This window comes from Rhabdobacter roseus, from assembly GCF_014202275.1.
GTDB classification, from domain to species: Bacteria; Bacteroidota; Bacteroidia; order Cytophagales; family Spirosomataceae; genus Rhabdobacter; species Rhabdobacter roseus.
On sequence record NZ_JACHGF010000005.1, the window covers coordinates 399,742 to 422,374 of the forward strand.

A 22,633-nucleotide genomic window follows, 5' to 3' on the forward strand; every position below is an offset into this window, starting at 1 on the left:
TAAAGGGTTTCGCGCTCCATTTTTCCTATCCAAAATACTATTTCTTTTCAGGATTAACTTTCCTGTGGTGTCATGGGAGGCAAAATCAAAAAAAACGCACCCTTCTGTATAACTTTGGGCCTGGTACCGTGTCCAACCGCTACCTTTCTATTCATCTCACGTATTCAACAACTCCCTATTTGCCTCTGGCTCCATGCGCACCATCCTGCTCCTGTTTCTGTCTAATCTGTTCATGACCACGGCCTGGTACTGGCACCTCAAATTCCGAGAAACCCAGCTCTGGAAAGTCATCCTGATCAGCTGGCTCATTGCTTTTGCCGAGTACTGCATCGCCGTCCCGGCCAACCGCATCGGCTCCTACCAGTTCAACGCCTTCGAGCTCAAAACCATCCAGGAAGTGGTGAGTTTGGGGGTTTTTGTGGGCTTCGCGATCCTGTACCTGAAGGAGCCCCTCCGCTGGAACTACCTCGTCGGCTTCGCCCTGATTTGCCTGGCGGTCTTTTTTATTTTCAAAAAATGGTAGGTACTTTTTGACGCAGATATTTTCGATTTCCCTATATTTGCAGCTCCAAATCGCCTCCTTAGCTCAGTTGGTAGAGCGACGCATTCGTAATGCGTAGGTCGCAGGTTCAAGTCCCGTAGGAGGCTCCTGTTTTTTGTTAAAACCCTCTCAGTGTTGCTGAGAGGGTTTTGTTTTTCGAGGTACTTCTAGGCCTGAAAGTACCCGTTGTGGCTTTGTTAAAAGCGCGAACTTTTCCACTCTGCGCAAAAAACGGACCTACTAAAAGTACCTCTCTCCGTAGGAAATCCAGCGCCTCTTTTTGTAAACTTGCCACTGGATTAAATTCAAAGTACCTTATCCCTTCTCTACCCATGCTTCGTCCAAGTACCTTTTCGGCGCTAGTATTCCTTTTATTGCTTTCCGTACAGGCCCGCGCCGCTACCATCGATACCGTCGAGACCTACAGCCCTTCCATGCGGAAAACCATCAAAGCGGTGGTGATGACGCCCGACAGCTACGCGCAGGGCGAAGCCTACCCGGTGCTGTACCTGCTGCACGGCTACAGCGGAAACTACGCCGACTGGGTAAAGAAGGCACCGTCGATCCGGGCGGCGGCAGATACCTACCAGCTCATCATTGTGTGCCCCGACGGCAACTACGGCAGCTGGTACTGGGACAGCCCCACCGACCCCACCTTTAAGTACGAAACCTACGTGGCCAAGGAGCTGGTGGGCTGGGTGGATATGCACTACAAAACCATCGAAGACCGGCGCGGCCGGGCCATTACGGGCCTGAGCATGGGTGGCCACGGGGCGCTCTACCTGGCTCTGCGGCACCAGGAGGTATTTGGCGCGGCGGGCAGCATGAGCGGCGGCGTGGACATCCGGCCCTTTCCCAAAAACTGGGACATGGCCGCCCGCCTGGGTTCCTACACCGACTACCCCGAGCGCTGGGAAAAGCACTCGGTGATCAATATGCTGCACCTGCTGACGGCCAACGCCCTGGCGCTGATCATCGACTGCGGCACGGAGGATTTTTTCTTTAAGGTAAATCAAAACCTGCACGAGCAGCTGCTCTACCGGAATATCCCGCACGAGTACGTGGTACGTCCCGGCGCGCACAACTGGCTCTACTGGGAGAACGCCATCCACTACCAGTTGCTCTTCATGCGCCGCTTTTTCGACCGGGCCAAGTAGGTAGTTTTTGGCAGAGGGCATAGGGTGTTGGGCAGAGGGTACTTTATGGCAGAGGGTTTGAGGCAGGGGGTACTTTGCCCAAAAAGTACCCTCCAAAGCTCCCTTTCTCCGCGGGAGAAAGGGCCGGGGATAGAGGCATTCGTGGCCAGGAATACGAGCCCTTACTTGGCAAGTCGTGAGGTAGTTGCCCTACTCACCCTCTGCCCTTACCCCTATGCCCTCTGCGCCCCCTACCGCACAACCACGATTTTTCGTACAAGTACCCCGCTGACGCTGCTCAGGCGAATGAGGTAGAGGCCAGGTACCCAGTGCTCGGTAGAAAGTACCAGCTCTTGCTGCGCCTGCACGCTAAAGGGGGTACTGTAGAGCGGAATCCCGCGGGCGTTAAGTACCTCCACCCGCGCCGCCACGGCGGACTCCACCCGCAGGTACCGGTCGGCCGGGTTGGGGAAGAGGCGTACGTCCCAGCCGTAGGTAGGCTCGGGGGCCGTGATGGTAGCTGACAGGATGTTGGTAAAAAGATGAATACCGCCTGCGTTGGTACCTACGGCCAGGTCGGGCTTGCCGTCGCCGTTGTAGTCGGCGACGGTGGGTTGGAGGTAGGTACCTAGCTGCGGGGCGTAGCCTTGCTGCGTGAGCGGGTGCTCCACCAGCAGGCTATCGCGGCGACTCCACTGCCCCCAGGTACCCGAGTGAAACACCCGCACCATGCCCGTTTGGTCGGCCGTGAGCAGGTCGGGGCGGCCGTCCAGGTCGATGTCCGCCACGGCCAGGCCCGCAAAGCGACCGGGGTAGTTGAAGCCCACGCCCGCCAGCGTTTCTGTCTGGAGCGTGTACACCGGCTGGCTGGCCGTACCGGTATTGAGGTAGTAGTAAATATTCCCCTGCGACTTCCCCACCACCAGGTCCAGATCGCCGTCGCCGTCTACGTCGTAAAAATGGGGCGTATCGCCGGTTTGGGTTTCGGTGGGGATGGGGAGCGTCACTACCTCGGCGAGATTGAGCTGCACGGGCTGTCCCGGCGCGGCGCGGTTGGGAATGTACTGGTACCTGAAGTCCCGGCCGGAGGTACTTCCAAAGCCCAGATCCACCACGCCGTCGCCGTTGAAGTCGGCCCACTGGGGCTTGATATTCGTCACCTGGCGCTGATCGGCCAGGCCGAGGTAGTTTTCCGAGGCTAGTTCATAGCGGGGCTCGCGGGTGGTACCTACGTTGCGCAGCAGCCACAGGCTGGCCCGAAAGCCATTGCCCCTAAGTACCCCGCCGGTACCGATCACCAGGTCCAGGTCGCCGTCGCCGTCCACGTCAAAAAACGCCGGCGAGGCATTTTCCCCTACCTCCAGCATGTGGTCTTGCAAGAAGTTTTTTTGTTGTAAAACAAAGTTAGGATTGGTGTCGGTACCGGCGTTATGAAAGTACCAGTTCGACGACCGGAAGTCCATCAGATTGGCCTCATTGACGTATACGTTGGGGGCGGCCAGCAGGTCTTTTTTGCCGTCAAAATCGACGTCCTCCAGGTACCCCGCCGGGAAAACAATGAAGTTGACCGGATTTTGGGCAGGGTAGTTGGGGCTGAAGCTGGTGAAGTTGCCCACGCGGTTGGTGCCGGTGTTGTACAGCACGGCCAGGTTTTCGCAGCTCACGTGGCCAAAAAGCATGTCCTTTTTGCCGTCGCCGTTCAGGTCGTGCAGCAGGAGCGCGTTGCCGGCGTGGTTGATCCGGGCCGTTTCGAGGGTACGTCCTACGGGCGAGTACCCACCCGGATTTTCCAGCGAGCCGCAGTCGACACCCAGGCTGAAGTCGTTGCATTCTTCTTTCACAAAATTCCCCCAACACAAGCCATTCCGGATAAACTCCAGGCTGTCAGGTACCCCGTACTTTTCCATGCTGATGTTAAGGTGCATTTCGGCGTAGTTGCCCAGCTGCTCAAAGGTCACGATGTCCAGATCGCCGTCGTCGTCGATATCCAGCAAGGCCGGAATGTCCGTGGCGACCACCAGCAAGTTTAGCGGGCCCGAAAAGCCGATGGTGCGCAGCAGGGGCTTAAAAAGTACCCATTCCCAGCCGCTAGCCGAGTGGCGCTGGCGGTACACCCGCACGCCCTGGGCGGTGTGGGTAAAGAGTTCTTTGTGGCCGTCCTGATTATAATCCACCAGCAGCATCCAGTTTTGCGTGGCCGGAAAGCGCGCCTCGTACACCGGTGCGTAGCGGTAGGTTTGGGTGGTGGCGTCGGCCAGGAAGGTACTTACTTTATTATTGGTTCGGTCAAAAATCACCAGGTCCTCTACCCCGTCGTCGTTGAGGTGCATTTTGGAATACTGCGCGGCGTTGAGCCCCCCCGCCCACGGGTTCAGCAGCGTTTTGTCCGCCATCCTCAGCACCGTGGCCGTATCCCGCCGAAACCAGGCCGTCTGGGCCGAAGCGGTACTTAGCCCTATTATCCAGAAGATCCCAAGCAGGTAAATGTATTTCTTTTCCATCAATGAGGATTAATCTCGTACTTTTGAACCCTGAAAAAGTAACGAATTGTTTGTTCATTTGATTGGAACGAACGAAACAATCTTTTCGCTTCAGCCGGTACCTCACGAAGTACCCCGGAGCTTGTATTTATTTGCTTTTACTCTTTTTGCCGCTCACTACCTCATGCTGATCGAAGAACTCTACAAACGCTACCAAAGCTGCTCGGGCGTCTCCACCGACACCCGCCGGATCGAGCCCAACGGTTTGTTTTTTGCCCTAAAAGGGGATTCTTTTGATGGAAATGCTTTTGCCGCCGCGGCCCTGGAAAAAGGCGCGGCCTACGCCGTCGTGGATGATCCGGCGGTAGTTCAGGATGAGCGCTACCTGCTCGTGGAGGATGTACTCACTACCCTCCAGGAGCTGGCTCGTTACCATCGTCGTACGTTTGATTTTCCGGTGGTGGGGCTAACGGGCTCCAACGGCAAAACCACCACCAAGGAGCTCATCGCGGCGGTACTTTCCAAGCAGTACCGGACTTACGCTACCCGCGGCAACCTCAACAACCACATCGGCGTGCCGCTTACCCTGCTGGCCATCGACCCCAACGCGTACGACATCGCCGTGGTAGAAATGGGTGCCAACCACCGGCAGGAGATCGCGCTCCTGAGCAGCATTGCCCAGCCTACGCACGGTTTGATTACCAACGTAGGGAAAGCGCATTTGGAAGGTTTTGGGGGAATGGAAGGCGTAAAAAAAGGAAAAGGCGAACTCTACGACTACCTCTCCAAAAAGCAGGGGACCGTTTTTGTGAACGCCCAAAACGAAACGCTGATGGAAATGGTGAGCCAGCGGCGGGCTTTTGCCGAGATCGTTTTTTACCGCACCAGTACCGTCATGGAGGGCGAGCCGGTGAACCCACTGCTGGTGCAGGAGTCGCCTTTTATTGTGTATGAAGGTACCAACGGACAGGCCGTAAGTACCCACCTGCCGGGCGGTTATAACTTCGACAATATCTGCGCGGCGCTGGCGGTGGGGGCCTACTTTGAGGTACCTGAGTCTGACGCCCACCGGGCCATTTCCGAGTACCAGCCCGACAACAACCGCTCGCAGGTGATCCAGAAGGGGACCAACACGCTCTACCTGGATGCTTACAACGCCAACCCGTCGTCGATGGCGGCCGCCATCGAGAACTTCGCCCGGCTGGAAGTACCCCATAAGATGGTGATCCTGGGCGACATGCTGGAGCTCGGCCCCGAGACCGAAGCCGAACACCGGGCACTGGGCGAACTCGTGGCGCAAGGCCAATTTGAGGTCGTGGTGCTGGCGGGCAAGCTGATGGCCAGCGCGCTACCGCCCCTACCCAAAGCATACTACTTTCCGGATAAGTTTTCGCTGCACAACTGGATCATGGACAACCCGCGCCAGAATACCCACGTACTCATCAAAGGCTCGCGCGGCATGAGCCTGGAAAGCACCGTGCCCTTTTTCTGACTCTTGTCAGACTTTATATAAAATATGCAATTATTTTCAGCGTAAACACAAACTCACTTTTGCGGGTAATTCATTTAGTATCAAGCCATAAATAGGCTCCTATTAAACAATAACAAGCCTTTCAACGAATAGTACCACGCGTACATTTGGGCAAAAAAGGTTTGTTCTGTAATTTTGTATTCATCAAAAAATACAAAATCAACGAACAGGTACTTATCATGAAAAATACGATCGTCTCCGTAGGATCTGTGTTCCCCGAGTTTAAGAAAACGGCGGTGGTGTCTCTGGAAAAAGGCAATGAGTTTTACGACATTACCTCTGAAGACCACAAGAACGCCGGGAAGTGGATGGTGATGTTCTGGTGGCCTAAAGACTTTACCTTCGTTTGCCCGACCGAAATCGCCGAATTTAACCACAAAGCCGAGGACTTCGCCGACCGCGACGCGCTGCTGATCGGTGCCTCTACCGACTCGGAGTTTGTGCACCTGGCCTGGCGCAAAAACCACGACGACCTGCGCAACCTGCAGTTCGCGATGCTGGCCGATACGTCCAAGTCGCTGGCCGAAGACCTGGGTATCCTGGAAGCCAACGAGAAAGTAGCTTACCGCGTTACCTACATCATAGACCCTCAGGGTATTGTACGTTGGGTAAGCGTGAACGACCTCTCCGTGGGCCGGAACGTGAACGAGGTACTTCGCGTGCTGGACGCCCTCCAGACCGACGAGCTTTGCCCCTGCAACTGGACCAAAGGCGAGGCTACCATCGAGGCCTAACCCGAAGCCGGAAAAGCGTTAAAACCAGATAGGGTGGCCGTTAGGAGCCGCCCTTCTTTATTTATCACCAATTACCCGTATTCATCATGTACCCATTTGCCACCGCAACCAACCCGAAGGAGTCGCTCTATAAAGAAGTAAACCTACCCGCCGACTTTGAAAGCACGCTGCTCAATAAGCTCGCCAAGCTGGACCACCGCTACCTCAAAGACCTGAAGATCAACGTCGGCAATGTACTTAAATCGCAAAACCTGACCCGTAAAGAAGCGCTGCTGCTGGCGCTGGGCGTGGCCATCAACGAGAAAAGTACCTCGCTCATCCAGGCGCTGGAAGAGCTGGCTGCTCAAGAAGGAGCCGACGAAAAGGAACTGGCCGAAGTAACCGCCTGCGTGTCGCTGCTGAATGCCAACAACGTCTTCTACCGCTTTCGGCACTTCGTGAAGAAGGAGTACTACGAAAGTACCCCCGCGGGCATCAAGATGAGCATCATGGTGAATCCGGTGCTGGGCAAAGAATTCTTTGAACTACTGAGCCTGGTCGTTTCGGCCCTGAACGGTTGCGAACTCTGCGTGACCTCACACGAGCAGTCGGTACTGGGCCACGGCGGCACGCCAGCGCGTATTTTTGACGCCGTCCGGCTGGGCGCTATTTTCAAGAGCTTCAGCGTGTTGCTGTAGGTACCTTTAAGTACTTGATTTGCGAATACAAGCGCGCTCCGAAATAGGGGTGCGCTTTTGCTATCTTATCCAATGGCTAGTTTTCAGTTGACACAACTACTATTAAGAAGCCAAGTACTAAGGAGCGTTAGCTTCTTAAAGTCTCCTCACCCTTTCCATCCAGCAAATAGTCCATCAGTTCCTTTGGGGAAAGCTGAAATGCTTCTGCCAGTTTTGCAAAGTTTTTAAGTCTTGGTGACGTTTTATCCTGCTCCCAGTCCAGGTAGGTACTTTGAGCTATTCCTGCCTTGTCGGCTATTTCACGAGTGGATATTCTTCGCTGATCTCTTAGCTTGCGTAGTTTGCTTCCGATATACATATAATGGCATGGTAGACAAAGGTTTAGACAACACTTGAAGTACCAAATGTATCCAACTCATATAATTATTCCAATTCTAAACTTAATTTTTTGATTAATTTTTACCTTCCTGGAATTGACAGGATTCTCCGTTCAGTGCATACAAGTAGATTTTCTATCTTGTAGCATAGTTTCTGAGAATAAGGAAGATACATAAAAAGTAGGATTAGTTAGAAAAGCTTACATACGCTTATTGTACCTATTTCTTCACTTATCCGCTTTAACCTACATGTAGGTCCACATCTATTAAATTCAGCTATTAACTATGAAACCAGTAACCCTACTCGTGCTGGCGACACTGCTAAGCTGCCAGCGCCCTGAGCCAGCGCCCGAATTGCCCGAATACGAAAGCCGTCTTGAGTTTGCCTGCCACGATAACCTGTCGGAGTACTATGGAAAGGCTACCCTAAAAAATCAGCGGCTTTGCTACTCGACCAACGAAACCTTCTACGAGAACTTTGCCTACGGAGCCACCAGCATTGTAACCGGCGACGGCTCGGTACCTCATAACCCAGGGGCGGCTCCAACTGGAATGCAGGTAGCCTTTGGAGTAGGAGGGTTGGGAGCTCCCAAGGTACCCCCAGCTCCTCTTTTCTTTACGATTAAAACCCCTAGCTTCACGAGCAGTGTTCGTGCTTTTTTCCTGGAGAACATCCAGAAGGGGGCCGAGCTGAATATGCTTTCTACGGAAACAACCAAACAGTCATTACAGGCTATTAAAAGCCTATTTACCATTGAGTTTTTTGGGCAATATGAGGCCCGTTCGGGGCTGACTAGCGTAGCCAATCTACGGACCTGGTCAGGACCACAAGATCCAAATACAGCATACCTACGGGTTCTGGAAATGGAAGAGAAAGAAGATGGTAGTTTTGACATCGCCTTCGCTTTTCGCTGCAAAATGTACGACAATGACGGTTTCTATCTAGAGGTTACCGACGGAGAGATACGAACGAATATCAGATTTTAGGGCTAGCTGACAAGTTCTCCGTCATTGGTACTATTATAGGTCTAACTGTGGGAACAGTACAGGCTATCCAAAATTGTACCTGTGATTATAATGTATGCCAGGCCCCACAGGGAGTAGCTGTGCCCTTCGAGTGCTATATGAGAGGTAATTCTCTCCTATTTACCGCCTGGGGATATGGTTCAATTATCCCGATTCAATTTAGGTGGGAATTCTGGAAGAATAACAATACTAGCAGTAACAATAATTTTTACGGAAACTTTACCGGCCCTAACTATATTTATCTTCCTGGAAACAAGATAGTTAATCATGATGTACATACAGTTGCTCTCACTTCTGAATCCTACTGCAGTGGCGCTTGGAAAGAATCTCCAGGTTTTGGCTGGTTTCACTTAGATGAATTAGGTAAACCTTATTTCTCAATAACTGGTCCCGGTTCCCTTACGACTGCCGAAGCAAACTATACCGTAACAGGCTTCTCCTATTTTGCGTCCGGGCCCGTTCAGAGTACGCCCAATACCACTACTTATTGGGAGATTCTGCCGGGATACCCTGGCTATACAGCTACAGGTACTATCCTGTATAGACAATATGGGAAAGAGTTAAGAGTCCGCTGGAACGATACCCCTGGTTATGCTCTCCTCAAATGCGCAGCGACCTCGCCATGTGCTACGGTTGTTAACTACTATAATGTCCATATTCAGCATTATTAATCATGAAATCAGTAAACCTACTGGCGCTGGCAGCTCTGATGAGTTGCCAGCGCCCCGAACCAGCGCCCGAACTACCCGACTACGAAACCCGGCTCGCGTTTTCCTGCCACGACAACCTGTCGGAGTACTACGGAAAAGCCACGCTGAGAAACCAGTCGCTCTGCTACTCGACCAACCAAACCTTCTACGAGAACTTTTCCTACGGAGCCACCAGCATTGTAACCGGCAACGGCTTGGTTCCTCACAACCCGGGGGAGGTAATAGCTGGTATGAAGGTAGCTTTTGGGGTGGGAGGCTGGGGGGCGCCCAAGGTTCCTCCCGCTCCGGTCCACTTCAGGATTACTACCCCCATTTTCACCAGCAGCACCCGGGATTTTTCCTGGAGAACATCCAGAAGGGGGCCGAGCTGGATATCCTTTCCACGGAAAAAACCAGCCAGTCTCGGGACGAAATAGACCGCCTGTTTATTATCAACCTTTTTGCTCAGTATGAGGGGGCTTCAAGATTAACCAACGTGGCAAATTTCCAGACCTGGTCCGGGCCGCAGGATCCGAGCACGGCCTACCTGCGGGTGGTGGAGATGGAAGAGCGGGAGGATGGCAGCTTTGACATCGCCTTCGCTTTCCGCTGCAAGCTATACGACAATGGTCGCTTCTACACCGAGGTCACCGACGGAGAGATACGAACGAATATCAGATTTTAGGGCTAGCTATGGTCGTCAAGATCGTGAGCTAGCGCTTAATCAGATTAAAAAGAATAGTGCTAAAACTTGGATAGACAAAATATCTTTCAAACCATGAGTATGGCTACCTATTTTTCTACCGTTTTCTATCGCTTGTAGCCCGTATAGATAGAATATCCAAATTTAGACTAAGATTAACAATTGTCATCTATAAAAATTCTACTTCCTGGTACTTTTACGTAGTTTTGTACTTTAACAAGACAAAATCAACTAACGTAAAATATGTCAACTTCAACGCAAACCTACCTACCCTACAAGGTAAAAGACATTACGCTGGCCGAATGGGGCCGCAAGGAAATCACCCTGGCCGAAGCCGAAATGCCCGGCCTGATGTCCATTCGGGAAGAGTACGGGCCTTCACAGCCCCTCAAAGGTGCGCGCGTAGCGGGCTGTCTGCACATGACGATCCAGACCGCCGTACTCATCGAGACGCTGACGGCCCTGGGTGCCGAAGTGACCTGGTCTTCGTGTAATATCTTCTCTACGCAGGATCACGCGGCGGCGGCCATTGCGGCGGCGGGGATTCCGGTATACGCCTGGAAAGGCATGAACGAGGAGGAATTCAACTGGTGTATTGAGCAAACGCTGTTCTTCGGCGAGGAGCGCCAGCCCCTGAACATGATCCTGGACGACGGCGGTGACCTTACCAACATGGTGTTTGACGTGTACCCCGAGCTGATCCCCGGCATCAAAGGACTTTCGGAAGAAACGACCACCGGCGTGCACCGCCTGTACGAGCGCTTCAAGAAAGGTACTTTGCACCTGCCCGCCATCAACGTCAATGACTCGGTAACGAAGTCAAAATTTGACAACAAGTACGGCTGCCGGGAGTCGCTGGTAGACGCCATCCGCCGTGCTACCGACCTCATGCTGGCCGGTAAAGTAGCCGTCGTAGCTGGTTATGGCGACGTAGGAAAAGGCTCGGCCGAATCGCTGCGTGGCGCCGGTTGCCGGGTAATTGTTACCGAAATTGACCCTATTTGTGCGCTGCAAGCCGCTATGGACGGCTTTGAGGTGATCCCGATGGATGAAGCCGTGGAGCGCGCGAACCTGTTCGTCACTGCCACCGGTAACCTCCGGATTATTACCGAAAGGCATTTTGCCAAAATGCGCGATAAAGCGGTAGTGTGTAACATTGGCCACTTCGACAACGAAATCGACATGGCCTGGCTGAACAAAAACTACGGCCACACCAAGTCGCAGATCAAGCCGCAGGTGGATATGTACACCATCGACGGCAAGGACATCATTGTGCTGGCCGAAGGCCGCCTGGTGAACCTGGGCTGCGCGATGGGCCACCCGTCGTTCGTGATGTCGTGCTCCTTCTCCAACCAAACACTGGCGCAAATCGAGCTTTGGAATAACTCCGATAAGTACGAAAACCAAGTATACGTACTGCCTAAGGTACTTGACGAAAAAGTAGCGGCTCTTCACCTGGCTCACGTAGGTGCCCGACTGGATACGCTGGAAGCCGATCAGGCGGAGTACATCGGTGTAACGGCCCAGGGGCCCTTCAAGCCCGAGACTTACCGGTACTAACAGGCGACTTTTCTTTAGGCCATACATTGCAAAAGCCCTGGCTCGTAAGGCCGGGGCTTTTGTGTAGGGCATACCAGGTGCCCTCCTTTATTGATGCCGGAAAGTACCTCTTTCCAAAGCACCTCAAGGTACCTTAGCTCCTAGCCCACATGCTGTTTGCGGGCGAACCCCGCGGCACCGATGGCTCCGGCCATGTCGCCAAACTGCGCCTGAACGACCTCGGTTTGTATGCCTCCCGGCCGCCATTCGTATACGTCCAGAAAAGCCCGCAGGGGCTCGAAGAGCGCGTCATCCGCCAGCGTGATTCCACCCGCCAGAATCACCCGCTCGGGCGAGAGCGCATTGCTCAGCGATGCAATCGCTACGGCCAGCGCCTTCACCGACGACAGCCACACGTAGCTGGCCAGTGGATCGCCCCGGCGGTAGGCTTCTACCAGCTCCCAGGTCGATGAAAACCGCCCGTGCGAGCGCCGAGCCACGGAGTAGTTGCCGATGGCGTATTCCAGGCTACCGGGCATTCCGGCCACGCTGCGCTCGTCGTCGTGCGCCTGTACGCTGATGTGGCCCAGGTGACCGGCCATTTGGCCTAGCCCCTGGTAGAGTTCACTCCGGATCAGAATCCCTCCGCCTACCCCCGTACCCAGCGTGAGTAGAAGGGCGTGCTGGCAATGTTGGGCTTGTCCGAAGGTAGCTTCCGCCATCAGCGCCGCGTGGGCGTCGTTCAGAACGTAGGTAGGCAGCCCCAGGTAGGTACTCCACTCGAAGCCCTCTAACCCCGGTAGGCGACCAGGCATGAAGGTAATGCAGCTATTTTGCGCGTTGGGCAGCCCGGGAGCCGACAGCCCAATGGCCGTAAGGGGTTTCTGCCAGTAGTTTTGCAGGTACTTCACCATGTCGCGTACGTTGTCGCGCCAGGCACCGTCCGCATCTTCCTGCGTCGGCAAGTAGTGTTGCCTCAGCATTTCCCCGGATTGGTCGATGAGGATACCTTTTACGTTGGTTCCGCCAAGGTCTATACCAATAAAAGCCATGCCCGTGGGTAGGTTACGTGATGCAATTAATACTGACCTTCCGTGACGGACCAGCCGCCATCTACGGTAAGTACCTGGCCGGTAGTAAATTTGGAATAATCAGACATGAAGTATACGGCGGCCCCGTCGAGATCAGAAGGCAGGCCGTTACGGCCACCGTCGAGCGGCTGCTTGGTCTGGATGAATTCCTGAATGGCTTCGTCCTGCGTGGCTCGCTGTGCCATCGGAGTATCTACGAGGGCGGGAGCCAGCACGTTGACTCGCACGTTATATTTGGCGTAGTAGGAAGCAATGGACTTGGTAAAGCCAATGACAGCCGACTTGGCGGCGGCGTAGGCGTGCGTGGTAAAGTAATGCGACGACGGTGAATAGCCCAGCACGGAGCCCATGTTCAGGATAGCCCCGCCTTTATTGAGGCCCATAAAGGCCCGTACGGCTGCCTGGTTAGAGAGCATGAGGGAGGTTAGGTTCAGGTTCAGGGTAGTATCCCAGCCTTCCAGCGATAGCTCGTGCAACGGCCCGTCCCCAAATTTTCGTCCGCTTCCGCCCGCTACGTGGTAGAGGCCATCAAAGCTACCAAACTCCCGTACACAGAGCTGAATGGCGTCAAAGGCGGTTTGGGGCTGGGTAGCGTCGCCCTGCTTGGCGCGCGCCTGACGGCCCAGATCTACTTCGGCCATCAGACAACTTTCGGGATTGCGCCCCACCACCACTACGTTGGCCCCCTGCCGCACAAAAGCCCGGGCTGCCGAAAGCCCCAGGCCGGTGGTACCGCCGATAATTACAATTGATTTCGTTGTTAACCAGTTTTCCACAATTAGCACCGTTTAGAGAATAGTCCCCCAAAATAAGCGAACTTTACCATAAAAATACCCCTGCCTCTCGGAAAAGGCAGGGGTATTTTTATGGTACTTCTGGTGACTTTAAGCGACCGAGCGCAGCAGGGACATGGATGATTTCTCAAATTTGTCCCGGGCGTAGTCGAGCGAAACCGTAAATTCTTTTACCTCTTTCATGGAAGGCAGCTCAAACATGGCGTCCGTCATGATGGACTCGCAGATGGCCCGTAGCCCGCGCGCGCCCAGTTTATACACATCGGCCTGGTCTACGATGTAGTCAAGTACCTCGTCGTCGAACTCCACGCTGATGTTTTCCATCTGGAACAGCTTCTTGTACTGCTTCACCAGGGCATTTCGGGGTTCGGTCAAGATGCGGCGCAGCGTTTCGCGGTCGAGGGGGTTGAGGTGCGTAAGTACCGGCAGGCGACCGATAAGTTCGGGAATCAGTCCAAACGATTTCAAGTCCTGGGCGGTTACGTAGCGCATCAGGTTGCCTTTGTCGAAAATTTCGATGATGCGGTTATCCCCCGAAAACCCGATGGGGCGCGTGTTGATGCGCTTGGCAATGTGGCGGTCAATGCCATCAAAAGCGCCTCCGCAAATGAAGAGAATATTTTCGGTATTGAGCGGAATCATTTTCTGGTCCGGATGCTTGCGTCCGCCCTGCGGGGGTACGTTCACCACGGAGCCTTCCAGCAGCTTGAGCAAAGCCTGCTGAACGCCCTCGCCGCTTACGTCGCGCGTAATGGAAGGGTTATCCGATTTCCGGGCAATTTTGTCAATCTCGTCAATGTACACAATACCCCGTTCCGCAGCCTCCACGTTGTAGTCGGCGGCCTGTAACAGGCGCGTCAGGATGGTTTCGACGTCTTCGCCCACGTAGCCTGCTTCGGTGACGGTGGTGGCGTCAGCGATGCAGAAAGGTACCTGTAAGATCCGGGCAATGGAGCGGGCCAGGAAAGTCTTCCCCGTGCCGGTCTCGCCTACCATAATGATGTTGGATTTCTCGATCACCACGTCGTCGTCCGTGACCGGCTGCGTGAGGCGTTTGTAGTGGTTGTAAACGGCCACCGCCAGCGAGCGCTTCGCTTCGTCCTGCCCAATGACGTACTGCTCCAGGAAGTGCTTCATCTCTACGGGTGTGATGAGATTGAGCTTAGGTAGCTTGGCTTTTTTTTCTTTTTTCTCTTTGGGATTCAGCTCCTCCATCACTACCTGGTTGCCCTGCTGAATACAATGGTTGCAGATATGGGCGTCTATGCCCGAAAGTAGTAGTTCAACCTCATTTTTTCGGCGTCCGCAGAACGAACAACTCACTTGTGCCATCGTGTCTAAATAGTAATAAAGTATATAGCAAAGCAGCGGGTTAAAATCATGATCAGGTACTGGCCGCTGCGTGCTTCAATTTGATTGTTTGGGTAGTGGGTAGTTGGAACGGCACTACGCTCTTTTCTCTTCTGAAAGAAGAAACGCAAAGTTCCCCTTTTTTAAGTAGGGAACCAAACGTAGCACTTACCATACACGAAAAAAACCTATAAGGTTCGGAAGTACCCTATAGGTTTTCAAAATAAAAAGTACCTGGCTGATTATTTATCGCGCGTAAGTACCTCGTCGATAAGCCCGTAGTCTTTGGCTTCGCCCGCCCGGAACCACTTGTCGCGGTCGGAGTCCTTCTCGATGGTCTCTTTGGTTTGTCCGGTATGGCTGGCCAGAATCTCGTACAGCTCGTCGCGAAGTTTGACAATCTCGCGGGCCGTAATCTCGATATCCGACGACTGCCCCTGCGCCCCACCCGAAGGCTGGTGGATCATCACCCGCGCGTGCGGAAGCGCCGAACGCTTGCCCGCCGCTCCTCCGGCCAGCAGCACGGCTCCCATGGAGGCCGCCAGGCTGGTACATACCGTGGCTACGTCGGGCCGTACGTACTGCATGGTGTCGTAAATACCTAGTCCTGCGTATACCGAGCCGCCGGGGCTGTTGATGTACATGAGTACGTCCTTCTTGGCGTCCGCCGACTCCAGGAACAGCAGCTGCGCCACCACGATGTTAGCGATGTTGTCGTCCACGGCCGTTCCCATAAAAATGATTCGGTCGGCCATCAGGCGCGAGAACACGTCTACCTCGCGGAAGTTCATGGGGCGCTCTTCGATGACCGCGCGGGTCATGTTCTCTACCGTGTGATTGACGTAGCCATCTACCGTAAGGCCGTTGAGCCCCATATGGTGTACGGCGTATTTTCTGAATTCTTTTCCGTGGTCCATGTAGTTACTTGTAAATTTAAAAATTAGAATAATTACGAAACGAGCATTGCTAAAAACAACGAAAAGCCTCTGTACTTAGTTTCTTGGCCTAGAAGTACCCCAGAGAGCGTAGCTGGCACGTAAAAAGTACCTTGCGTAGGTACCCTATACTAGGGACAAAAATCCGCTTTGCGTTGTTAGCTACAAAAATGGAGAATTTGCTGAATTTACCTTGTCGGTAAAAGTGATAAATTATCGCCTGACGCGAAATTAAGCACCTAATTGCTATGAACATACCCATCAAACTACCAGAACGGATACGCCAACGGCGCCTGGCGCGGGGGCTTTCGCAGGAAAACATGGCCGACCTGCTGGGCCTTTCTACCACGGCCTACGGTGATCTGGAGCGGGGCCGTACCGAGCCTACGCTCTCGCGCCTGGACGAAATAGCCCGGCTGCTGGAAGTACCCCTGCCTGAGCTGCTGGGCTTTGCGGAGACTGCTTTACCCGAAACAGAATGGCTGCGGCAGGAAAACCAGCGCCTGCACCACGAAAACGCCCAGCTACGCAACAAGCTCGACCAGTGGAATCGTAAGTTCCAGGAGTGGGTAGGCCGGGAGATTGTGCGCCAGATGCAGGAGCGCCGGGAGCGGATCGGGTTCTAGCCCCAGCTACCTGCCCTAAAGCACGCACCGCCCAGGTACCATACCCAGGCGGCTTGTGTTGTGTCAGGCTGGCTAAAAACCCAGTACCGTAATGGAGGGGTACTTAAGCCTCCTGTTCTTGCCCACGGGCTACTTTCTCAAACTCGCTTACCTCGATGGTTCTTTCTTCGGTCGCAATTTTTTCGCGCAGCACGTCAAGTACCTTCTGGTCAAAGACCTGGTTGAAGATTGTGGAGTAGTTGTCGCGCTCCTTGTCGGTCAGGTACCCTACTGCAATGCGGTCGATGGTTTCCTTCATGCTATCGTCTCCGCCGTACATACCAAACTGCCCGCGTACCATGTTGCGGGTATACTCCAGCAGCTCGGGGTACTCTACTTTAATTCCTTCGCTTTCGGCGATTTTGTTCTTGATGAGGCTTAGCTTGAGCGACTTTTCAAAATCGGCATACTGCTCCTCGATCTGCTCCCGGCTAAATTTGCCTTCGTTGCTACGCTCGAGCCAGTCTTTCAGAAAATCGGCCGGCAGCTCGATGGTAATGGCCTGAAGCAACGCCTGCTCCATATCGCGCCGCACCAGGGCTTCGGCTTCGCGCTCGTAGTTGCCTTTGATGATTTCAAGTACCTTCTCGCGGAACTGCTCCTCGTTTTCGACCTGGCCTTCGCCCAGCACTTTATCAAAAAAGGCCTGGTTCAATTCGGCGGGGGCCGTACGGGTGATGTCCTCCACCGTAAACGTGAATTCGCCCGCCAGCTCACCCACGTCCTCCTTCTTCTTACCGCTGATGTGGGCCACGGCAGCTTCGTCCACAAAGGTACTTTGGATGTCGAACGTTACTTCTTGCCCTTTGGCAATGCCTATGAATTTGGCCAGTTCGCTTTCCTGAATCTGCTTGGTAGGAATGGCCGTTTTGGTCGAGAATTCAGTAGCTTCCTGCTTCAGGTCGCCGTACAGCATGTCGCCCTCTTCCGATACCTCCGGGTGGATGGTATCCGCAAAGCGCTCGCTCAGGTTTTCGATGGTAGTGTTGAGCTCGGCTTCGTCGGCATTGATGGTGTAATGCGGCACGGCAGGTACCTCGGCAAAGTCCACCTCGAAGTCCGTAGCCATACCCAGGTCATACACAAACTCAAATTCGCTCTGGCCGTCCCAATCCACTTCGGCGGCTTTTTCCCGGTTCGGGATCGGATCGCCTACTACCTGTACTTTATTTTCCCGGATGTAGTCCGTAACCGCGTGGCTCAGGATGTGATTCACTTCGTCCACCAGGATACTTTTGCCGTACATCCGCTGAATGACCTGCGCAGGTACCTTGCCGGGCCGAAATCCTTTCAGGTTTACCTTCTTTGAGTAATCCTTGATGGTTTTATCTACCTTAGGCTGGTAATCTTCTTTCGTCAGTATCACTTTGAGCGAAGCCGTGGTAGGCGAGCTCTTCTCTAACAGAACTTCCATGGATCAGTTATGTGTTGTTATAATAGTAAAATATAGAATCTCGTTATCTTTCCCCAACCAGCGCTGGCTTCTCGGTGCTGGAATACAAAAAAGCCCTCAAAACTAGGGGTCCTGAGGGCTTTTCGAAGGGTTTACTACGGAGCTGTTCATAACTACCAACTACTATGTAGGGAATTAGTACGCCCCGTTAACCCCATTTGCTTGTACGGGCGGAGGGAATCGAACCCCCACGCCTTGCGGCACTAGATCCTAAGTCTAGCACGTCTACCAGTTCCGCCACGCCCGCTCGGTATTAATTGGTCCCCGGAAGGATTAATTAATTTTTTGGACTGCAAAGGTATGTATTTTTTTACAGAACCTCCTAATTTTTTAACAACATTTACTCTTTAAGAAATTACTATTGAAAAGACCCCTTTAATCTGTTATTTTGGTATACGAGTTTTAGATAAAGACGAAGACGACCCGTGGAAGCTATTGCTATTGACCTCGAACAAGAGCGGAAAGAGATTCTGAAAAAATACCGGAAACTGCTACGCACGGCGAAGCCGTTTCTGAAAGACAACGACGCTAAGCTTATCAAAAAAGCGTATAATACCTCCGTGGAGGCGCATCAGGACATGCGTCGGCGCTCGGGGGAGCCCTATATATACCACCCACTGGCGGTGGCGCAAATCGTGGTGGAGGAGATCGGGCTGGGTACTACCGCCATTGTGTCGGCACTGCTCCACGACGTAGTGGAAGACACCGACATGACCATCGATGACATCGACCGCCTCTTTGGTAAAAAAGTAGCTCAGATCATCGACGGCCTCACCAAAATATCCGGGAAGTTTGAGTACGGTACCTCGCAGCAGGCCGAGAACTTCCGCAAAATGCTGCTCACGCTCTCGGACGACGTACGCGTGATCCTGGTGAAGCTCGCCGACCGCCTGCACAACATGCGGACGCTCGACAGCATGCCGCGCGACAAGCAGCTCAAGATCGCTTCCGAAACCATCTTTATCTACGCGCCCCTGGCGCACCGCCTGGGCCTGTACGCCATCAAGTCGGAGCTGGAAGACCTCTACCTCAAGTACGCCGAGCCGGATGCGTACCGGGCCGTGGCGCGTAAGCTGCGCGAAACCAAAACGACCCGTGATCGCTTCATTGCCCGCTTTACTGACCCCATCGGGCAAGACCTCGAAGACGCCGGATTTAAGTACATCATCAAAGGCCGTCCCAAATCCATCTATTCGATTTGGAACAAAATGCGGAAGCAGAATAAACCCTTTGAAGAGATATATGACCTTTTTGCCATCCGGATTATTGTGGATTCGCCGCCGGAGTTTGAGCGCGAAAAGGCACTTTGCTGGCAGGCTTACTCCATCGTGACGGACCACTACAAGCCCAATCCGGACCGCCTGAAAGACTTTCTAAGTACCCCCCGCGCCAACGGCTACCAGTCGCTGCACTCCACGGTCATGAGCAAGAGCGGGCAATGGGTAGAAGTACAGATCCGGACTTCCCGCATGGACGAGATTGCCGAAAAAGGCTACGCAGCGCACTGGAAATACAAGGGCAACGACACAAAGGTGCGGGGCAACATCGAACTGTGGATCAACCAGGTACGCGAAACGCTCGAAAACGGCCTGGGTGATCGAACCGCCGCTATTGAGTTTCTGGACGAGTTTCGGAGCAATCTTTTCAGCGAGGAGGTGTTTGTCTTTACGCCCAAAGGAGATCTCAAGGTACTTCAACGCGGCTCTACGGCCCTGGACTTTGCCTTTGATATTCACTCACAGGTAGGCATACGCTGCATGGCGGCTAAGGTGGGAGGTACTTTGGTGCCCATAAGCTACGTACTCAGCAATGGCGACCAGGTTGAGATTATTACCTCTAATAAACAAAAACCCAACGAAGACTGGCTCCGGATTGTCATCACGTCCAAGGCACGTGCCCGGATTAAAGACTACCTTAAGGAAGAAAACCGCCGCTACGAAACCGACGGCCGACAGATGGTCGAGAAAAAGCTTAAGATACTGGGCCTGGAGATTAACCACGAGGTGATCAATCAGCTACGGGCCTTTTTTGAAGCCAAAACCCCGACCGATTTTTTCTACCGTATTGGGAAAGGGTACATTCCGCTGGATGACCTCAAAAAATTCAAACGGTACAAGGAAAGCAAAGACCGCAAGAGTAAGATTGGCCCCGAGGAGGTACCCGACGGGAAGTCGCTGGTGAGTTTTTTGAAGAATATCCACGGCGACCGCGCCGATAGTGATACGCTACTCATCGGGGACGATATGGATAAAATCGACTACAAGCTGGCCCCTTGCTGTAATCCCATCGGCGGCGACGACGTCTTTGGCTTTGTTACGATCAACGAAGGCATCAAGATTCACCGCACTACCTGCCCCAACGCCGCCGAGCTTATGGCCAAGCACGGTAACCGCGTGATCAAAGCCAAGTGGGAGTCCAAGAAAGATGAGGCCTTTCTGGCGGGCCTGCGCATCACAGGTACCGACCGCATGGGTCTGGTTAATGACGTAACCCGTATTATCTCCAACGAACTGCACATCAACATGCGGGGGCTCACCATCGACACCCAGGACGGGGTTTTTGAGGGAGATATTAAACTGTACGTACAGGATACCAAGCACCTGGATATTCTTATCAAGAAACTTGAACGAGTAGATGGCGTTTATAAAGTACTTCGCTTTGATGCCAACCTCAATGTCGTTCTGTAAATTGAACCTAGAAATAAAGTACGCTGTTATTCAATGTTGGACTTCCTGTGAATTAAGTTCAAAAAGCACGTAATTTGCACCTGATTTCAGAAGCTATGCCACAAGCCAGTAAAGCAAACCTGGACGCCGCCAAGAAAATTCTGACGGCCTACCTTGAAAATAAGGGACTTCGTAAAACACCGGAACGTTTCGCGATACTAGAAGAGATATACACGCGTGAAGACCACTTCGACGTGGATGAGCTGTATATCAGTATGAAAAACAAGAAATATCGCGTCAGCCGGGCCACCGTTTACAACACCCTTGACGTACTTGTAGACTGTGATCTCGTTACGAAGCATCAGTTCGGCAGGAACCTGGCGCAGTACGAAAAGTCATACGGATACAAGCAGCACGACCATCTCATCTGTACTGAGTGCCACAAAGTAATGGAGTTCTGTGATCCTCGCATCCAGAACATCCAGAACATGGTTGGTGAAATGCTTCACTTCAGCGTTTTGCACCATTCGCTTATTTTCTACGGTAGCTGTACCCGCGAAAACTGCGACAATCGCACGGACATTCTACAGGAAGAGGCAGTCAGAGACTAGCCGTAGTAGCCCTTAGAACTAAAATCAATTATCTAACTTATTTGTGCATGAAAGTTGACGTATTGCTTGGTCTCCAGTGGGGAGACGAAGGAAAAGGTAAGATCGTAGATGTGCTTGCGCCCCAGTATCAGGTGGTGGCACGCTTCCAGGGAGGGCCCAACGCCGGCCATACCCTGGAATTTGACGGTATCAAGCATGTTCTTCACCAAATTCCATCGGGCATTTTTCGGTCTGATATTCAAAATATCATCGGTAACGGCGTAGTACTCGACCCGATTATATTTCAAAAGGAAATTGAAGGGTTACAAAAATACAACCTGGACCTGCAAAAAAATCTCTTTATCTCCAAGAAAGCATCCCTCATTATTCCTACGCACCGCTTGCTTGATGCCGCTTATGAGCAACACAAAGGCGCGTCTAAAATTGGATCTACGCTGAAGGGCATCGGTCCAACCTACCAGGATAAAGTAGCTCGGATTGGGCTTCGTGTGGGCGATATCGTTTCACCGCGCTTTCAGGAAAAGTACCAAAAGCTGGTCGACGCCCACAAAGCTATTCTTGAATTTTACCAGTTTGACTACCAAAGTACCTTGGCTGAATTGGAAACTCATTTTTTCAGCTCGGTAGAATTCATGAAGCAGTTTCAGCTCACTAACAGTGAATACCTGATCAATGAGGCCATTCAGAAAGGAGAGAGTGTACTGGCCGAAGGTGCCCAAGGCTCTTTGCTGGATATAGACTTTGGATCCTATCCTTTTGTGACCAGCTCAAGTACTATGGCGGCTGGTGCTTGTACGGGCCTGGGTATCGCTCCGCATCAGATCGGCGAAGTATACGGTATCTTTAAAGCCTACTGCACCCGCGTCGGCAGTGGCCCTTTTCCCACGGAGCTATTGGAAGAAACCGGTGAAAGAATACGCCAGGAAGGGCGTGAATTTGGCGCAACTACCGGGCGGCCTCGCCGCTGCGGCTGGTTGGATCTGCCCGCGCTAAAATACGCCATTATGATTAATGGCGTGACGCAGCTCGTCATGATGAAGGTAGATGTACTGACCATATTTGATACCATTCGGGTCTGTACGCACTATCGCTTACCCGATGGTACCGTAACTCATCAGCTCCCTTACGATCTTTGTGACGAGAAAGTAGAACCTGTATATCGTGATTTTACGGGCTGGGGACATACCCTCGATGGGATCCACGCCTTTGACGAACTACCTGCTCCGCTGGCAGCCTACGTTGAATTTCTGGAAAAGGAGCTGCAATTGCCCATTAGTTTTATTTCTACGGGCCCCGATCGCCAGGCACTCATTCATCGGGAAGCTCCAAATCTTATTTAATTTAATTGTTTCAAAAGCAAAAAGGAACTGCCCGAATATCGGGCAGTTCCTTTTTGCTTAAAGGGTACTTTAAAAATAGATATAGATTTTGCTCTGACTCTGATCCCATTTTTCTGTATGTCACTACATAAACAAGATAAGCCCTATTTTCGGTTTGTTCTTAAGCAGAGCGAGCAGCCTTTTGAGGGGCTGCTCGTCTGGGTTTGATGGTCTCGTGGCGGCTACCTACTTTTCCGGGGGTTGACCCAGTATCATCGGCGGTGCGGGGCTTAACTTCTCTGTTCGGGATGGGAAG

The 22,633-nt window shown here is 52.9% G+C and carries 20 protein-coding genes, 2 tRNA genes and 1 rRNA gene; 14 read left to right on the forward strand and 9 right to left on the reverse strand.

All coding sequences use genetic code 11. From position 1 onward, the window contains the following. Nucleotides 1-193 precede the first annotated feature (193 nt). From HNQ92_RS17985 to HNQ92_RS17995, 3 genes are all read left to right on the forward strand, one after another. Nucleotides 194-523, forward strand: coding sequence for a DMT family protein (locus tag HNQ92_RS17985; protein WP_184175746.1), 330 nt, complete (start codon nucleotides 194-196; stop codon nucleotides 521-523). Between the two features lie 52 nt (nucleotides 524-575). Beyond that, nucleotides 576-648: transfer RNA gene (locus tag HNQ92_RS17990), tRNA-Thr, on the forward strand. A gap of 225 nt (nucleotides 649-873) precedes the next feature. After that, entirely contained in the window at nucleotides 874-1,698 is an 825-nt protein-coding gene (locus tag HNQ92_RS17995; protein WP_184175748.1) for an alpha/beta hydrolase, read from the forward strand. Nucleotides 1,699-1,928: 230 nt separating this feature from the next. Here HNQ92_RS17995 and HNQ92_RS18000 read toward each other — a convergent pair whose 3' ends face one another. Continuing rightward, nucleotides 1,929-4,178, reverse strand: a complete 2,250-nt coding sequence (locus HNQ92_RS18000; protein ID WP_184175750.1) for a T9SS type A sorting domain-containing protein — start codon at nucleotides 4,176-4,178, stop codon at nucleotides 1,929-1,931. A 163-nt stretch (nucleotides 4,179-4,341) separates the two neighbouring features. On the opposite strand from HNQ92_RS18000, the gene HNQ92_RS18005 reads away from it, so the two are divergent. The 3 genes from HNQ92_RS18005 (at nucleotide 4,342) to HNQ92_RS18015 (ending at nucleotide 7,099) form a co-directional block, all read left to right on the forward strand. Further along, entirely contained in the window at nucleotides 4,342-5,649 is a 1,308-nt protein-coding gene (locus HNQ92_RS18005) for a UDP-N-acetylmuramoyl-tripeptide--D-alanyl-D-alanine ligase (protein WP_184175752.1), read from the forward strand. 218 nt (nucleotides 5,650-5,867) lie between these two features. Beyond that, a complete protein-coding gene (locus HNQ92_RS18010) occupies nucleotides 5,868-6,422 on the forward strand; it encodes a peroxiredoxin (protein ID WP_184175754.1) in 555 nt (184 codons plus the stop codon). Between the two features lie 86 nt (nucleotides 6,423-6,508). Further along, a complete protein-coding gene (locus HNQ92_RS18015; protein WP_184175756.1) occupies nucleotides 6,509-7,099 on the forward strand; it encodes a carboxymuconolactone decarboxylase family protein in 591 nt (196 codons plus the stop codon). 127 nt (nucleotides 7,100-7,226) lie between these two features. Here HNQ92_RS18015 and HNQ92_RS18020 read toward each other — a convergent pair whose 3' ends face one another. After that, the gene (locus HNQ92_RS18020; protein ID WP_184175758.1) at nucleotides 7,227-7,457 is read right to left on the reverse strand and encodes a helix-turn-helix domain-containing protein; all 231 of its coding nucleotides are present in this window, start codon (nucleotides 7,455-7,457) and stop codon (nucleotides 7,227-7,229) included. Between the two features lie 304 nt (nucleotides 7,458-7,761). Between HNQ92_RS18020 and HNQ92_RS18025 the strand changes: the two genes are divergently transcribed. The 4 genes from HNQ92_RS18025 (at nucleotide 7,762) to ahcY (ending at nucleotide 11,454) form a co-directional block, all read left to right on the forward strand. Further along, on the forward strand, nucleotides 7,762-8,463 hold the full coding sequence (locus HNQ92_RS18025) for a hypothetical protein (protein ID WP_184175760.1): 702 nt from the start codon (nucleotides 7,762-7,764) through the stop codon (nucleotides 8,461-8,463). A 712-nt stretch (nucleotides 8,464-9,175) separates the two neighbouring features. After that, nucleotides 9,176-9,628: a hypothetical protein gene (locus tag HNQ92_RS18030; RefSeq protein ID WP_184175762.1), complete on the forward strand. Its 453-nt coding sequence runs from the start codon at nucleotides 9,176-9,178 to the stop codon at nucleotides 9,626-9,628. 59 nt (nucleotides 9,629-9,687) lie between these two features. Next, a complete protein-coding gene (locus tag HNQ92_RS18035; RefSeq protein WP_184175764.1) occupies nucleotides 9,688-9,876 on the forward strand; it encodes a hypothetical protein in 189 nt (62 codons plus the stop codon). A gap of 261 nt (nucleotides 9,877-10,137) precedes the next feature. Then, a complete protein-coding gene (ahcY, locus tag HNQ92_RS18040) occupies nucleotides 10,138-11,454 on the forward strand; it encodes an adenosylhomocysteinase (protein WP_184175766.1) in 1,317 nt (438 codons plus the stop codon). A gap of 140 nt (nucleotides 11,455-11,594) precedes the next feature. On the opposite strand, the gene HNQ92_RS18045 is transcribed toward ahcY, so the two are convergent. The 4 genes from HNQ92_RS18045 to HNQ92_RS18060 form a co-directional block, all read right to left on the reverse strand. Then, a complete protein-coding gene (locus HNQ92_RS18045; RefSeq protein WP_184175768.1) occupies nucleotides 11,595-12,485 on the reverse strand; it encodes an ROK family protein in 891 nt (296 codons plus the stop codon). 26 nt (nucleotides 12,486-12,511) lie between these two features. Next, nucleotides 12,512-13,300, reverse strand: coding sequence for an SDR family oxidoreductase (locus HNQ92_RS18050; RefSeq protein WP_184175770.1), 789 nt, complete (start codon nucleotides 13,298-13,300; stop codon nucleotides 12,512-12,514). Between the two features lie 108 nt (nucleotides 13,301-13,408). After that, nucleotides 13,409-14,650 (reverse strand): ATP-dependent Clp protease ATP-binding subunit ClpX, encoded by a 1,242-nt coding sequence (clpX, locus tag HNQ92_RS18055; RefSeq protein ID WP_184175772.1) that lies wholly within the window; start codon nucleotides 14,648-14,650, stop codon nucleotides 13,409-13,411. 260 nt (nucleotides 14,651-14,910) lie between these two features. Next, nucleotides 14,911-15,585 (reverse strand): ClpP family protease, encoded by a 675-nt coding sequence (locus tag HNQ92_RS18060; protein ID WP_184175774.1) that lies wholly within the window; start codon nucleotides 15,583-15,585, stop codon nucleotides 14,911-14,913. Between the two features lie 266 nt (nucleotides 15,586-15,851). Here HNQ92_RS18060 and HNQ92_RS18065 point away from each other — a divergent pair, with 266 nt between their 5' ends. Further along, a complete protein-coding gene (locus HNQ92_RS18065; RefSeq protein WP_184175775.1) occupies nucleotides 15,852-16,229 on the forward strand; it encodes a helix-turn-helix domain-containing protein in 378 nt (125 codons plus the stop codon). 103 nt (nucleotides 16,230-16,332) lie between these two features. Here the strand turns inward: HNQ92_RS18065 and tig are convergent, their stop codons facing one another. Further along, on the reverse strand, nucleotides 16,333-17,682 hold the full coding sequence (gene tig / locus HNQ92_RS18070; protein WP_184175777.1) for a trigger factor: 1,350 nt from the start codon (nucleotides 17,680-17,682) through the stop codon (nucleotides 16,333-16,335). 204 nt (nucleotides 17,683-17,886) lie between these two features. Further along, a tRNA-Leu gene (locus tag HNQ92_RS18075) sits at nucleotides 17,887-17,968 on the reverse strand. A 178-nt stretch (nucleotides 17,969-18,146) separates the two neighbouring features. Here HNQ92_RS18075 and HNQ92_RS18080 point away from each other — a divergent pair. The 3 genes from HNQ92_RS18080 to HNQ92_RS18090 all read left to right on the forward strand — a co-directional run bounded on the left by HNQ92_RS18080 (nucleotide 18,147) and on the right by HNQ92_RS18090 (nucleotide 22,338). Next, complete coding sequence (locus tag HNQ92_RS18080) at nucleotides 18,147-20,408, forward strand: RelA/SpoT family protein (protein ID WP_184175779.1); 2,262 nt, start codon at nucleotides 18,147-18,149, stop codon at nucleotides 20,406-20,408. A gap of 95 nt (nucleotides 20,409-20,503) precedes the next feature. Further along, nucleotides 20,504-20,998, forward strand: coding sequence for a Fur family transcriptional regulator (locus HNQ92_RS18085; RefSeq protein WP_184175782.1), 495 nt, complete (start codon nucleotides 20,504-20,506; stop codon nucleotides 20,996-20,998). Nucleotides 20,999-21,045: 47 nt separating this feature from the next. Continuing rightward, nucleotides 21,046-22,338, forward strand: coding sequence for an adenylosuccinate synthase (locus HNQ92_RS18090; protein WP_184175784.1), 1,293 nt, complete (start codon nucleotides 21,046-21,048; stop codon nucleotides 22,336-22,338). 212 nt (nucleotides 22,339-22,550) lie between these two features. Here HNQ92_RS18090 and rrf read toward each other — a convergent pair. Further along, nucleotides 22,551-22,633: ribosomal RNA gene (gene rrf / locus HNQ92_RS18095) — 5S ribosomal RNA — on the reverse strand; the annotation flags it as partial.